Raw genomic sequence first — 14,593 nt, 5'->3', positions numbered from 1 at the left:
TACATTCCATATATAAAACGTAACGGTGTGTATAAATGGGAATCGTAAAAATTTCAGACCTGCTCCATGACGATATTCGTGATGCCAGCAAGGCGATGTCTCGCTCGGTCAATGCGCAGGCCGAATACTGGATCCGTCTGGGAATGATGAGCGAACTCTATCCTGACCTGAACTATCAACAGATCAAGATGATGATGTTGAAATCAGGATCCGACCGACTGCTGGAGGTGATCAATGCCGTCAATAATCATTAAAACCGCAGACGAGCTTGCCAGCCAGCGTCATGCCGGTGAACTGCTGGCCTCTGTTTTTACCCTGTTAGATGACTTTATTGTGCCGGGCGTAACGACGATGGCGATCAACAATCGCGTAGAAGATTTTATTGTCAATGAGCTGCACTCCCGCCCGGCCAGCAAAGGGCAATATGATTTCCCGTATGTTCTGAATACCTCGGTAAATGAGGTTGTGTGCCATGGCATTCCAAAAGAGTCAGAACATCTCAAAGTTGGTTCGATCGTGAATGTCGATATCACGCTTGAGAATGGCGGCATGATTGCAGATTCCAGCAAAATGTACCTGATTGGTGAAGTGTCTCCACTGGCGCGTCGGTTAGTGAAAAAAACCTACGAAGCCCTGTGGAAAGGTATCAAGGTTGTGAAACCTGGCGCGACGCTTGGGGACATTGGCTATGCCATTCAGTCATATGTAGAAAGTCACGGCTATAGTGTGGTGCGTGAATATTGCGGACACGGTGTCGGCAAAGAGATGCATGAAGAGCCACAGGTATTGCACTACGGAAAACCGGGTGAGGGCGTTGTTTTGCAGGAGGGGATGGTGTTTACCATCGAACCGATGATCAACCAGGGCGACAGCAGGATCAAAACTAAAAAAGATGGCTGGACCGTGGTTACCCGTGACAAAAAACTGTCAGCGCAATGGGAACATACCATTGCGGTGACGGCGGATGGTTTTGAGGTGCTGACGTTGCGCCCGGAAGAGACTATTCCGGACTAAGCAAACCAGAAAGGGGGTATCGCTGTCCCTCTTTTACTGGGCAATATAACGGGCGGCAAGTTTATCCAGGAAGGTAAATAACGTCTGGTTCATCTCCTGGTAACGATGAGCGCGCAATTGCTCCGGCGTTTCCACAAAACGGAATTCGCCTGCCCGCTGTAAGTCGCTCTCTGAGTGCGCGATCAACAGCTCAACGACTTCTGATGTCAGTTCCATGTGGCACTGGAATCCGTACACCCATTCACTGTACTGCACTATCTGGCGTGGGCAGCCTTCGCTGCAGGCCAGAACCTCAGCCTGCGGGGTTAACCCAGGCATGTCGTTATGCCAGTGGCCAACGTCAAGAACGTTGCTGAAGTCTGAAAATAGCGGGTTGGCTCTGCCTGCCGCTGTCAGCGTAATGGGGAACAGGCCGATCTCTTTTTCCGGGCTGTGACTAAACGGCGCGCCGAGGGCTTCACCGATAAGCTGCGAGCCGAGGCAGACGCCAATGACCACTTTTTGAGCGTCAATGGCGCGGTTAATGGCCGCTATTTCCGCCTGCGCATCGAACCAGGCGCATTCCTGACGCGTAGTGGTGGGTGACTGCGGGCCGCCCATGATGATAAGAAAATCGATAGTGCTCAGGTTTTCCGGCAGGGGATCGCCTGCATAGACGCGTGAGTCAGTTACGGTATAACCGCGCTCGCGGGCCCAGCGGGCATACGCTCCGGGCGCTTCGAAATGTTCATGGATAATAAAATGGATGTGCATTGCGGCTCTCTCTGGAAACGTGTACAAGCATCATCTTAACGGTAAGGGGAGACGGTGAAATGCCAACCATTATAGACAGAACGCCAATTCACGATGACGCGATCGGCTGGTCCAGAGGGGCAATTAACTACGCACGCGGTGAAGTCGATCCTCCCCATCATCACGCGCAGGGACAGCTTCTGTTTGCGACAAAAGGGGTCATGCTGGTGGAAACCGACAGGCAGCGCTGGGTGATCCCGCCTCAGCGCGCGCTCTGGATCCCCCCTTTTCAGGAGCATACCTACAGCGTGCTGTCTGAGACAGCGTTACGCGCAATCTGGTTTAGCCCGTCTCTGATCGCCCTCTGCGAGCCTTTTACGCGAAAAGAGGAGGTCCATGTGATCATGGCCACGCCGCTGTTTAAAGAGCTGATCGGCGGGTTGTTCAGCGCTGGTTACAGCCAGGCTAGCCAGCGTACGATGGCGGTTCTGCTGCTGGAAATCCTGAGTGAAACGCAACATATTTCGGCCGAACTCCCTATGCCTGTCGATGAGAGATTGCAGCGTACCGCGCGGGAGATCATTGCGAATAATCTCTGGGATATGCCTATGGAAATACTGGCGGAGCGAGCGGCGATGTCTGAGCGCACATTCTCGCGTCTGTTTATCAAAGACACGGGGTTTAGTTTCCGCGCCTGGCGGCAACGAGCGCGGATTTGCGCCTCTCTGGATCTGCTCGCTAACGGGATACCTGTCAAGCAGGTGGCCTGGATGCTGGGCTTTTCAGGCCAGTCATCATTCGCCGCAGCGTTTCGCTCTATCCTGAATGCCACGCCGGGAGAATTTCTTCCTGAGCAGAAGGGCTTCCCAGCGGTATAGAGAGCAGATACCATAGCGCGTCTTTTTTCACAGGTACTGATATGCGTGTTTTACTGGCCCCAATGGAAGGCGTGCTCGACTCACTGGTGCGCGAGCTGCTGACCGAGGTAAACGACTACGATCTCTGCGTCACGGAGTTTTTGCGCGTGGTTGATATGCTGCTGCCGGTAAAATCATTCTACAGGCTTTGCCCGGAGCTACATCGTCAGAGCCGCACTACTTCCGGCACGTTAGTGCGTATTCAGCTCCTGGGTCAGTATCCTGAATGGCTGGCGGAGAACGCCGCGCGCGCTGTGGAACTGGGTTCTTACGGTGTTGATCTCAACTGCGGTTGCCCATCAAAAATGGTAAACGGTAGCGGCGGTGGAGCGACTTTGCTGAAAGATCCGGAGCTGATTTATCGCGGTGCGAAAGCGATGCGTGAAGCCGTTCCTTCCCATCTGCCGGTGACGGTGAAAGTGCGCCTGGGCTGGGATAGCGATGCCCGGCAGTTTGAAATTGCCGATGCAGTACAGCAGGCCGGAGCAACCGAACTGGTGGTGCACGGGCGGACGAAAGAAGACGGCTATAAAGCTGAGCGGATCAACTGGCAGGCTATTGGCGAGATCCGTCACAGGCTGACGATCCCGGTTATCGCCAATGGTGAAATCTGGGATTATGAGAGTGCTCAGGCTTGTATGAAAGAGACGGGCTGTGATTCCGTGATGATCGGTCGTGGGGCGCTGAATGTCCCGAATCTCAGCCGGGTGCTGAAATACAATGAGCCCCGTATGGCCTGGTCTGATGTTGTCACGCTTTTGCAAAAATATACCCGTCTGGAAAAACAGGGTGACACAGGGTTGTATCATGTGGCGCGTATTAAGCAGTGGCTGAGTTATTTACGTAAAGAATACAGTGAAGCGTTAGGGTTATTTCAGGAGATCCGTACCTTACAGACCTCCGCAGATATTGCACGAGTGATACAGTCAAAATAATAAGCGTTAATTCGCTCACATTTTTTAAAATATAAAATATTCTCAGTTTGCAACGTGGCGCGATGGTGTTAATGTGCCACTGTTTTCAACGCAGGATTGTTACTGGCTAACAGGCAAAACCTAAGCGTTCCACGGCATTTGTCGTTGTGGAGCACTTAGGTTTTTTTTTGCCTGTTATTTACGCAGGAGAAAAATTTGCTTTAACACCTGGCTCTGAACGATATCGGCATGCATGTTGTGGTTATTGATAACTGCAGGGCTGCTATTACGCAAAAAATAAATGAAAAGACGACAGGCAATATATAAATTGCCTGCGACCGGTTACGCACTAAATACTCAATCACAGGTTTTCATTATGGCACATAAAAATATTCACTATAAGCTGTGCGCACTTGCCTTATTGACGTTTTCTCCTCTGTCGATGGCGCAAGAGTGGAACGGAACAGTTTTGGGTTTTGAGGCTCCGCCCGATCCGATTCTGGGGGATATGCTTGGTATTCGTAAGATTCTTAACGATAACGGTTTTACCTGGAATCTGGGTTATCTGAATGAAATTGGCTGGAATGGTGGCGGAGGTTACAACCACGATTCGCATGTGGCCTATATCGATCAGTTTGCCCTGACGTTCAACCAGGATCTGGAGCGCTGGACGGGCATTGCGGATGCACGAATTGAAGGGAATATCGTCAACCGTAACCATAACGACGATCTTACCACCAAACGGGTGCAGGACCCGCGCGTTAACTTTAACGATTTGACGCAGGAAAGCTGGGGCGGGCAGTCCATCACTCGTCTGGGTTGGCTGACGTTTGCCCGGAGCTTTGACGACCGACGTTTGACCTGGCGTATCGGGATGATGAATAAAGTTCAGACCTTCGATCAAATCATTCCGTGTGACTTCCAGATGCTCTCTCAATGCGGCGGAAAATCAGCCAACTCCCTGACCTGGAACAACTGGAACGTCCATACCTGGGGAACCACGCTGGAGTACAAAATCACACCAACCGTCACCTTAAAAGGCGGTGTGATGGAGCAGAATCCGGATGCCTCCAGCCGTAACCATGCCTGGAGCTGGTCCACGAAAGGCAGCAAAGGGGTATTGTTGCCGGTGGAAATTGAGGCCCGTCCTCTGATCAACGGCTTGCCGGGAGCTTATAACCTGGGCGTGGTGTTCACTAATGCGCCGCAAACCGATCTCTATCGCGGCGAATCGGGCGGTGCGGGTGCAAGCGATCCAGACGGTTATGAGAAACATAATCGTACCTGGTTCATGTATGCAGGGCTTAACCAGCAGTTGACGCAGCATCAGGACGATCCCAGCCGTGGGTTAAGTACCTCCCTGAGCATGAGTCTTGCCGATCAGAGCACAAACTACATGCATCAGGTTTATGCCGCTTCGTTGCGTTATCGCGGGCTGTTTGATGCCCGCCCGGAAGACTGGATTGGCTTTGGTCTGACGTGGATTGATATGAGCAACCAGTACGCACGCAACCAGCGATATATGAATAGCCTGAGTGGGATCTCTGACTACAACGACCCGGCATATCGTCCAGTTCCAGGTCATTCACTGAACGGAGAGTTTTACTATCGTTTCCGGCCTGTGGCGTGGCTTGAGTTACAGCCGGGTATTCAGTACTGGCATCACCCTGGCGGTATTTCCAGAACTCAGGATGCATGGGTGACAGAGCTAAAAACCGTCGTGACGTTCTAATATCGCAGCGGCAAGTTCGATCTGCGTCACGTTTTTACCCGTGACCGATTGAGGCTGCGAATGAAACTGATAGAGTGCCAGAACTGGATTGTTACTGCTTCTGCAGGCAAAACCTGATTTTCTGGCTTCTGCCGGAGGTCAGGTTTTTTTGTTTCTGGGGTTCCGATGAAAATCGCCAAAATTCTTAATAATAATGTGGTGGTTGTTCAGGATGAACGCGGGCGCGAACAGGTCGTAATGGGGCGAGGATTGGCCTTCCAGAAACGCGTCGGTGAAGATCTGGATACCGCGCAAGTTGAAAAGGTATTCGCACTGCAAAGTGATGAGCTGGTGCGTCGACTGGGGGAGTTGCTGAACCAAATCCCGCTGGAAGTGATGACCACCTGTGACCGTATCATTGGTCTGGCGGCACAACGGCTGGGGAAATTGCAGGACAGTTTGTATATCACCTTAACGGACCACTGCTATTTTGCGATTGAGCGGCAAAAGAAAGGCCTCGCAATCAAAAACGTGCTGCTGTGGGATATCAAACGACTGTATCCGAAGGAGTTCGATTTGGGGCAGGAGGCACGGGCCATTATTGCCAAACGCCTGAACGTCGAGCTGGCTGAGGATGAGGCCGGGTTTATCGCACTGCATCTGGTCACGGCGCAACTGAACAGTGAGATGCCCGAAGTGATGCACGTTACCCGGGTCATGCAGGAGATCCTGCAGCTGGTGAAGTATCAGTTGCAGCTGGAATACGATGAAGAGTCGCTTAGCTATCAGCGCTTTGTCACCCATCTGAAGTTTTTTGCCCAGCGGATGTTAACCCGCACCGTGGTGGAGGATGACGATGTGTCGTTACATACGGCGGTGAAAGACAACTACGCGAAAGCGTGGAAATGCGCCGAGAAGATAGCCCAGCATTTGCAGAAAAGTTATCAGCGTGAGCTGACAACCGAAGAAATCATGTTCCTCGCCATTCATATCGAACGGGTGAGAAAAGAGGGGCGTTAAGCCTCAAAACTGGATTGTTACTGCATAACGCAGGCAAAACCTGAGTGCGGCCTCTGAAAGGAGGACGTTCTCGGGTTTTTTTATTTTTATACTCAGTCAACAGGTGTCTGCGGACATCGGATGTAAGGAAATCGAGATGGAATACCAGGCTTTAGCGAAGGATATTCTCGGCCACGTTGGCGGAAAAGAGAACATTGTCAGCCTTGTACACTGTGCGACCCGGCTTCGCTTCAAACTCAAAGAGAATCAAAAAGCGGATGCTGAGGGGCTGAAAAAGAACCCTGGCGTGATCATGGTGGTTGAAAGCGGTGGTCAGTTTCAGGTGGTGATTGGCAATCACGTTCACGATGTCTGGAATGCTGTGCGCAATGAAGCTGGGCTGACGGATGATGCACCAGAAGTGGAAGATAAAGGCGAAAAAGGTAATCTTCTTGGGCGGTTAATCGATATTGTTTCAGGCATTTTTACGCCATTTATCGGCATCCTGGCAGCCTCCGGTATTTTGAAAGGACTGCTGGCGCTGGCGGTGGTCTGCGGCTGGCTCACCACCGAGAGTGGGACTTACAAAATATGGTTTGCGGCCAGTGATGCGCTGTTCTTCTTCTTCCCGCTGGTGCTGGGCTACACCGCCGGGAAGAAGTTTGGTGGTAATCCGTTTATTACGATGGTCATTGGCGGGGCGCTGACCCATCCGATGATGATTGGGGCGTTTAACGCCAGCCAGCAACCGGGGGCCGTTGCTGATGCATTTCTCGGAGTTCCGGTCACCTGGTTCAATTACAGTTCGTCGGTGATCCCAATCATTCTTGCCGCGTGGGTCAGTTGCTGGCTGGAAAAACAGAGCACAAAGCGGTTGCCAGCATCGATGAAAAACTTCTTTGCCCCGCTGATCTGTTTAGGCATTACGGTTCCATTAACGTTTCTGGTAATTGGCCCGCTGGCCACCTGGCTTAGCCAGTTGCTGGCTAACGGCTATCAATGGATTTATGTTCTTGCTCCATGGCTGGCAGGGGCGGCAATGGGCGCACTGTGGCAGGTGTGTGTGATCTTCGGTCTGCACTGGGGCCTGGTTCCACTGATGATCAACAACCTGGCAGTATTGGGCCATGATTCGATGCTGCCGATGTTGCTGCCAGCCGTATTTGGCCAGGTGGGAGCAGCGCTGGGGATTTTCCTTCGCACTCGTGATGCGCGTCAGAAAATGCTGGCGGGTTCTTCCGTAACGGCAGGGATTTTCGGTATTACCGAACCAGCCGTCTATGGCGTTAACCTCCCGCTACGCCGTCCCTTTATCTTCGGCTGTGTGGCAGGGGCGATTGGCGGTGCGATTGTGGGCTTCAGTGATACCCACGTTTACTCTTTCGGTTTTGCCAATATCTTTACCGTTGCGCAGATGATCCCGCCGGGTGGCGTAGATGCCACGCTGTGGGGCGGTATTATCGGTACGCTGGTGGCGCTGGTATTAAGCTGTGCCATGACGCTTGTCGCGGGTATGCCAGGGCGCAATACGTCTGATGCCATCGTGCCGGTTACGCCAGGTGAAGATGATGTGTTATCCCCGATGACCGGAATGGTACTGGCACTGGAAAATGTGCCGGACACCACGTTCGCCAGCGGTTTGCTGGGTAAAGGCGCGGCTATTATTCCTTCCGACAATAAAGTGATTGCCCCGTTTGCCGGTGAAGTCGCTTCACTGTTTCAGACTAAACATGCGATTGGTCTGCTCAGCGACAGCGGTATTGAAGTGCTGATTCACGTCGGGATCGACACGGTGAAGCTCGACGGTAAGCCTTTTACCGCACACGTGAAAGTGGGTGACAAAGTGCAGCCAGGTGATTTGCTGCTGGAGTTCGACAGACAGGCCATTATCGATGCCGGATACGATCTGGCGACCCCCATTATTATCAGTAACAGCGACGAGTATCGTGACGTAGCGACGGTGGCGGCCACATCCGTCAACGCCGGAATGCCGTTACTCAGCGTAAGCCATCAATAACAGGAGAACGTGATGAAAACTTTCCCGGAGACATTTTTATGGGGCGGTGCAGTTGCCGCGAATCAGGTAGAAGGTGCTTACCTGGATGATGGTAAAGGTTTGTCCACCTCTGACGTCCAGCCGCAAGGCGTGTTTGGACAAGTGGTAGAGCGTGTCGCCGGGGACAGCGGCATCAAAGACGTGGCGATTGATTTCTACCATCGTTATCCGGAAGACATTCAGTTGTTTGCGGAGATGGGCTTTAGCTGTCTGCGTGTTTCTATTGCCTGGACGCGTATTTTCCCTAACGGCGACGAACAGCAGCCAAACGAAGCGGGACTGGCATTTTACGACAAGCTGTTTGACGAACTGGCAGCACATAACATTATGCCGATGGTGACGCTCTCACACTACGAAATGCCGTGGGGGCTGGTGAAACAGTACGGTGGCTGGGGCAACCGTCAGGTGATTGGTTTCTTTGAGCGCTATGCCCGCACCGTGTTTGCGCGCTACAAAGAAAAAGTGAAACTGTGGCTGACCTTCAACGAGATCAACATGTCACTGCATGCCCCAATGACCGGGGTTGGTCTGCCAGAAACCAGCAGCAAAGCGGAAGTCTACCAGGCGATTCACCATCAACTGGTCGCCAGCGCTCTGGCGGTTAACGCCTGTCATCAGATTATTCCGGACGCCAAAATCGGCAATATGCTGCTGGGTGGTCTGGTGTATCCGTTGACCTGTAAACCAGATGATGTGCTGGAGGCGTTACAGGAAAACCGCGCATGGCAGTTCTTCGGTGATGTGCAGTGCCGCGGTGCGTATCCGGGCTACATGCTGCGCTTCTTCCGTGATAACGGCATTCAGCTTGAGATCACTGACGCTGACCGCGAGGCGCTAAAATCGACCATCGATTTTATCTCGTTCAGCTATTACATGACGGGCTGTGTCACCACGGATGAAGAGCTGAACCAGCAGGCTCGCGGTAACATTCTGAGCATGGTTCCGAACCCGCATCTGGCGAGCTCTGAGTGGGGCTGGCAAATCGATCCAGTTGGCCTGCGCACGCTGCTAAATGTGCTGTGGGATCGCTACCAGAAACCGCTGTTTATCGTTGAAAATGGTCTGGGCGCAAAAGATACACTGGACGCAAATGGCGTGGTGCAGGATGACTACCGTATCAGTTATCTTAACGATCACCTTGTACAGGTGCGCGAAGCCATTGACGATGGCGTTGAGGTTATGGGGTATACCAGTTGGGGGCCAATCGACCTGGTCAGTGCGTCAAAAGCGGAGCTGTCTAAACGTTACGGTTTTATTTATGTCGACAGGGATGACAACGGTAAAGGTACGCTTGCCCGTAGCCGCAAGAAAAGCTTCTGGTGGTACAAAGAGGTTATTGCCACAAACGGCGCGTCTCTGAAAGCGTAACGTAATCAAATTTGCCCGGTGAAATACCGGGCAAATTAATCAGAAAATCATCTTGAATACACCTGTTACCACCAGTAATCCAATCAGGAAAATAATTAAAATAATCCACAATAATATTTTCATTCGCCTCTCCTGCGTCTGTCTCTCGTCATTAAGTGTAGCAGCCCCTTGCGGATAGAATTCATAATTGAAGTGAATGTATTTAATTTATTAATTTTAAAGGTGAATGTTTTTCTGAATATAAAGAGATATGACAATATGTGGATTGCCACCGATGACTAAAAAAAAGAGAGGTATTAAGCGTAATTTGCGCCTTTATTTTTTGAGTGAATGGCGTAATGAAACGTTCTCTGACTTTATCTCTGAGTGCTCCACTGGTTTTAATTCTCGCAGCCTGTGCGCCGGAACATCCTTCCGTATCGCCTGAAAAGATACAGTCCGTTGTCACAGAGGTTAGTACTTCACTGAGCCATAAAGACTGGCCGAAAAGTGAGTGGTGGAAGGATTACCACGATCCTCAGTTGACGGGGCTGATTGTAAAGGCGCTCGATGATGCGCCGGATATGCATATCGCTCGTCAGCGTATTACGCTGGCAGAAGCTCAGGCTAAAGCCACGATGGCTGCCGATGGGCCGCAGATCGACTTCTCCGCAGATGTGGAACGGCAAAAAATGTCGGCAGAGGGGCTGATGGGGCCATTTGCGCTCACTGATCCCGCAGCGGGAACGACGGGCCCCTGGTACACCAACGGGACCTTTGGCGTGACGGCGGGCTGGGATCTGGATCTGTGGGGGAAAAATCGCGCACGCGTTGAGGCGCGTATCGGTAAGGTCAATGCGCAAAAAGCGGAGCTGGAACAAACCCGCCAGTTGCTTGCCACCAGCGTGGCCCGGCTTTACTGGAAGTGGCAGACTCAGGCTGCGATTGGCACTGTGCTGACGGCCATCAGGCAGGAGCAAAATACCCTGATTGCAGCGGATAACGAGCTTTATCAGCACGGGATCACCTCGTCGGTAGAAGGGATTGAGACCGATATTAATGCCAGTAAAACCGAGGCACGTATTGCGGAAGTGACTGGCACAATGAAGGGGATTGAAGCGCGGTTACAGGCGTTGACCAACACCTCACCGGTCAGGCTGTCTCGCCATGATTTACCGGGAGTTGAAGCCTCTTTACCGTCCACGTTACGTTATGAACTGTTGGCGCGCCGTCCCGATCTTCAGGAAGCGCACTGGTATATTGCAGCCTCGATGAGCAACGTTGACGCCGCGAAAGCGGCATTCTATCCGGATTTCAACCTGATGGCGTTTTTACAGCAAGATGCTTTACATCTGAGCGATCTGTTCCGCCATTCGGCGCAACAAATGGGCGTCACGGCAGGGGTCTCGCTACCTATTTTTGATAGCGGTCGTCTGAACGCCGCGCTCGATATTGCGCAGGCGCAAAGCAACCTGACAATTGCCGATTACAACAAAGCCGTTGTAGAGGCGGTGAACCAGGTCACGCGTACGGCAAGTGAAGTGGAAACCCTGGTCACTAAAAACCAGCAACAGCGACACGTAGAACAGGATGCCGCCAGGGTTGTCAACCTTGCGCAGGCGCGGTTCAGCGCCGGGTTGATTGCAGGCTCCCGTGTCAGTGAAGCGAAAATTCCTGCGTTGCAGGAAGAGATTGCCGGCCTGATGTTGCAAGGACAATACGTGGATGCCACGCTTCAGCTCACGTCAGCCCTGGGAGGGGGGTATCACCCAGGGTGAGTTTTTTGCCGGGAGAGGGCGCTTACTCCCGCTTCTGTTCTCGGTGTTTTAGCCACAACCGGACGACAATCACCAGGACAACCACCAGAATCAACCAGGCCCAGTGCTTAACATGCTGATCGAGATTGTGTAGCCATGGGCCAATCACTTCGCCACCAACATAGCCAAGTGTTGTGAAGATCAACGCCCAGGCGATTGCACCCAGAATATTTAAGGGCAGGAAAATATGAGGGGGTAAACGACTCGCGCCAATGAGTAATGGCCCGATAATCCTAAAGCCGTACATAAAGCGCGTTCCGATCACAAACAGGTAAGGATGGCGCTGGATCAACTGCTGGGCGCGACGAACTTTCTTTCGATGCTTCGAGAAGCGTCGCAGAAGTGTCGGCCCAAAGCGCAGACCTAAAAAGTAGAGCAACTGGTCACCAATCATCCCACCTAACGCCACGGCCGCAACCACCAGGGGGAAGCGAAGCAATCCCTGATGTGCCGCCACACCGCCAAGCAGGGTGATGGTTTCGCCTTCTGCCACGCTGCCTATCACTAATGCGGCGTACCCATATTGTTCAATCAGACCATTGATATCCATAAACTCAGCGTAGTCTCCCTGTGCGTACCTGCATTAATCATATACCCCATGAATCAATAATGGCGCAATCACGGTGATTTACCCGATCGGCATTTTTAGTGTTGTTCATAAAATAATCAAAAGCTGCATTATACTTGAAGTATCGCTGACGGGCCGACAACAAGGGGGCGTTATGAACCATGTCTGGGGGCTGTTCTCCCATCCCGATCGTGAAATGCATGTGATCAGAGGCGAGAATGAAACGGTCGCGCATCACTATACACACCATGTATTGCTCATGGCGGCTGTACCGGTGATCTGCGCATTTATTGGAACAACACAAATCGGCTGGAATTTCGGTGATGGTACTGTTGTCCAGCTCTCCTGGTTTACCGGGTTATACCTTGCCATCCTGTTTTACGGTTTGATGCTGGCGGGAGTCGCAGTCATGGGACGCGTCATTCACTGGATGGCACGTAACTATCCTCAACGCCCGTCGCTGGCGCATTGTATGGTCTTTGCCGGATATGTTGCGACACCGCTGTTCTTAAGCGGCATTGTTGCGCTCTATCCACTGGTCTGGTTGTGCGCGCTGATCGGTACTGTGGCTCTCTTTTACACAGGTTATCTGCTGTATCTGGGGGTTCCAACCTTCCTGAATATCAATAAAGAAGAGGGCCTGAGCTTCTCCAGCTCAACACTTGCTATTGGTGTGCTGGTCCTGGAGGCGTTACTGGCACTGACGGTTATTCTTTGGGGTTATGGATACCGTCTCTTCTAAGCTCACTGCATTGCTGGCGTAAATGCCAGCAATGCAGCATCTGTTCACGATTCTTCGCTGGCGGCATGGCACGGTCATCGCTATTATGCCGTTGCCAGCCTGTGTGTATTCGTCAACACAGGCGGTGTACGTCATTACGTGCGTGAATAATTATCAGAAGCCTCACCATGCTGAAATTCCGAGTTTCTTTACTTAGCCTTGCGCTGATCCTGGGTACGCCTGTTGCCGCGCCAGCGATTGCCAAAACGCCCGCTGTGACCACCGCTGCCCAACCGGAAATTGCCTCCGGCAGCGCGATGATTGTCGATCTGAACACCAACCAGGTGATCTACGCCAGCCACCCGGATCTGGTGCGTCCCATCGCTTCTATTACCAAATTAATGACCGCGATGGTGGTGCTTGATGCGCGACTGCCGCTGGATGAAAAACTGAAAGTTGATATCAGCCAGACGCCGGAAATGAAGGGGATATACTCTCGTGTACGTCTGAACAGCGAAATCAGCCGTAAAAATATGCTGCTGTTGGCGCTGATGTCGTCAGAAAACCGTGCGGCTGCAAGCCTTGCACACCACTACCCTGGCGGATATGACGCGTTTATTCGTGCCATGAATGCAAAAGCTAAATCCCTGGGCATGACGAATACTCACTACGTGGAACCCACTGGCCTGTCGATTCATAACGTCTCCACGGCGCGTGATTTGACCAAACTGCTGATTGCCAGCAAGCAATATCCGCTTATTGGTCAGCTCAGTACGACGCGAGAAGAGATGGCGACCTTTGCGAACCCGGCGTATACACTGCCGTTCCGCAACACTAACCATCTGGTGTATCGCGATAACTGGAATATTCAGTTAACCAAAACCGGGTTTACCAATGCGGCAGGGCACTGTCTGGTGATGCGTACCGTGTTTAACGGTAAGCCAGTGGCGCTGGTCGTGATGGATGCGTTTGGCAAATACACGCACTTTGCTGACGCCAGTCGTCTGCGTACCTGGATTGAGACCGGGAAAGTCCAGCCTGTTCCGGCAGCAGCGTTGAGTTATAAAAAGCAAAAAGCTGAACAGATGGCGACTGCGCAAAACGACTGATGGTCTGCGCGGGCTAATGCTCTCTCCCACGGGAGAGGGAGAAAACATTAAAAACGGTAACGAATGTTACCGTTTTGCATTTTATTCCGGCAGCGTCCAGTCGCCATCATTGAGTGGACGCTGCATGATGACCGTATCCCGCCAGTCACCTTTTTTATAGCCTACACTGCGCAACTGACCCACCACCTCAAAACCATGCTTCTTATGCAGCCGCAAGGAACCCGCATTGTTATTCCCGTCACCGACAATGGCGATGATTTGCCGCCATTGCCCTTGTTCGCAACGTTCAATTAATGTGTCCATAAGCGCGGAGCCGAACCCTTTCCCGGTTGTACTGGCATCCACGTAGATAGACTCTTCAAGGGTATAACGGTAGGCAGGGCGAGGTCGGTACAGAGTGGCGTAGCAATATCCAACAACGATGCCCCGATAAAGGGCGACCAGCCAGGGCAAACCGTTATCGGCGACCTTTTTCATACGCAGGCGCATTTCATCGATCGTAGGGGGAATTTCTTCGAACGACGCGCGTCCATTAAGAACATGCCAGGCGTAAATTGCCGCGATGGCATGTACGTCGTCTGGCAGGGCATCGCGCACTTCAACTTCGGTTTCGGATAAAATATCAACAGCCGACATGATGTGCTTGCTCCTCGTCATGGAAAGCCGGAGAAACGTTTCTCCGGCAACA

Annotated in this window: 14 protein-coding genes; 11 read left to right on the top strand and 3 right to left on the bottom strand. The window is 52.1% G+C overall.

The window, feature by feature from the left end; genetic code table 11:
- The first annotated feature begins 35 nt into the window (after window positions 1-35).
- Window positions 36-254: a ParD-like family protein gene (locus HV346_RS15185; RefSeq protein ID WP_181620129.1), complete on the top strand. Its 219-nt coding sequence runs from the start codon at window positions 36-38 to the stop codon at window positions 252-254.
- Window positions 235-1,014: a type I methionyl aminopeptidase gene (map, locus tag HV346_RS15180; RefSeq protein ID WP_181620128.1), complete on the top strand. Its 780-nt coding sequence runs from the start codon at window positions 235-237 to the stop codon at window positions 1,012-1,014. The genes HV346_RS15185 and map overlap by 20 nt, the downstream gene beginning before the upstream one ends.
- 33 nt (window positions 1,015-1,047) lie before the next feature.
- Here the strand turns inward: map and HV346_RS15175 are convergent, their stop codons facing one another.
- Window positions 1,048-1,767 carry a type 1 glutamine amidotransferase gene (locus HV346_RS15175; RefSeq protein ID WP_181620127.1) on the bottom strand — a complete coding sequence of 240 codons (720 nt, stop codon included), beginning with the start codon at window positions 1,765-1,767 and terminating at the stop codon, window positions 1,048-1,050.
- Window positions 1,768-1,826: 59 nt separating this feature from the next.
- Here HV346_RS15175 and HV346_RS15170 point away from each other — a divergent pair, with 59 nt between their 5' ends.
- The 7 genes from HV346_RS15170 to mdtQ all read left to right on the top strand — a co-directional run bounded on the left by HV346_RS15170 (window position 1,827) and on the right by mdtQ (window position 11,468).
- On the top strand, window positions 1,827-2,624 hold the full coding sequence (locus HV346_RS15170) for a helix-turn-helix transcriptional regulator (protein WP_181620126.1): 798 nt from the start codon (window positions 1,827-1,829) through the stop codon (window positions 2,622-2,624).
- 41 nt (window positions 2,625-2,665) lie between these two features.
- Window positions 2,666-3,598, top strand: a complete 933-nt coding sequence (gene dusC / locus HV346_RS15165) for a tRNA dihydrouridine(16) synthase DusC (protein WP_181620125.1) — start codon at window positions 2,666-2,668, stop codon at window positions 3,596-3,598.
- Between the two features lie 421 nt (window positions 3,599-4,019).
- Window positions 4,020-5,309, top strand: a complete 1,290-nt coding sequence (locus tag HV346_RS15160) for a carbohydrate porin (protein ID WP_249415151.1) — start codon at window positions 4,020-4,022, stop codon at window positions 5,307-5,309.
- 165 nt (window positions 5,310-5,474) lie between these two features.
- Entirely contained in the window at window positions 5,475-6,308 is an 834-nt protein-coding gene (gene bglG, locus HV346_RS15155) for a transcriptional antiterminator BglG (RefSeq protein WP_181620123.1), read from the top strand.
- A 136-nt stretch (window positions 6,309-6,444) separates the two neighbouring features.
- Window positions 6,445-8,304, top strand: a complete 1,860-nt coding sequence (bglF, locus tag HV346_RS15150) for a PTS beta-glucoside transporter subunit IIABC (RefSeq protein WP_181620122.1) — start codon at window positions 6,445-6,447, stop codon at window positions 8,302-8,304.
- 12 nt (window positions 8,305-8,316) lie between these two features.
- Window positions 8,317-9,711 (top strand): 6-phospho-beta-glucosidase, encoded by a 1,395-nt coding sequence (gene ascB / locus HV346_RS15145; RefSeq protein WP_181620121.1) that lies wholly within the window; start codon window positions 8,317-8,319, stop codon window positions 9,709-9,711.
- Window positions 9,712-10,049: 338 nt separating this feature from the next.
- Window positions 10,050-11,468: a multidrug resistance outer membrane protein MdtQ gene (gene mdtQ / locus HV346_RS15140; RefSeq protein ID WP_181620120.1), complete on the top strand. Its 1,419-nt coding sequence runs from the start codon at window positions 10,050-10,052 to the stop codon at window positions 11,466-11,468.
- 22 nt (window positions 11,469-11,490) lie between these two features.
- On the opposite strand, the gene HV346_RS15135 is transcribed toward mdtQ, so the two are convergent.
- A complete protein-coding gene (locus HV346_RS15135; protein WP_181620119.1) occupies window positions 11,491-12,057 on the bottom strand; it encodes a DedA family protein in 567 nt (188 codons plus the stop codon).
- A 172-nt stretch (window positions 12,058-12,229) separates the two neighbouring features.
- Here HV346_RS15135 and HV346_RS15130 point away from each other — a divergent pair, with 172 nt between their 5' ends.
- The gene (locus HV346_RS15130) at window positions 12,230-12,817 is read left to right on the top strand and encodes a Yip1 family protein (protein ID WP_181620118.1); all 588 of its coding nucleotides are present in this window, start codon (window positions 12,230-12,232) and stop codon (window positions 12,815-12,817) included.
- A gap of 167 nt (window positions 12,818-12,984) precedes the next feature.
- Window positions 12,985-13,905: a D-alanyl-D-alanine endopeptidase gene (pbpG, locus tag HV346_RS15125; protein WP_181620117.1), complete on the top strand. Its 921-nt coding sequence runs from the start codon at window positions 12,985-12,987 to the stop codon at window positions 13,903-13,905.
- Between the two features lie 81 nt (window positions 13,906-13,986).
- Here pbpG and HV346_RS15120 read toward each other — a convergent pair whose 3' ends face one another.
- Entirely contained in the window at window positions 13,987-14,541 is a 555-nt protein-coding gene (locus HV346_RS15120) for a GNAT family N-acetyltransferase (RefSeq protein ID WP_181620116.1), read from the bottom strand.
- Window positions 14,542-14,593 lie beyond the last annotated feature (52 nt).

Origin of the sequence: Enterobacter sp. RHBSTW-00994, from assembly GCF_013782625.1 — a bacterium.
In the GTDB taxonomy this organism is placed as follows: domain Bacteria; phylum Pseudomonadota; class Gammaproteobacteria; order Enterobacterales; family Enterobacteriaceae; genus Enterobacter.
Note: the sequence above shows the minus strand (reverse complement) of the source record. Positions and strands in the feature narration are given on the sequence as shown.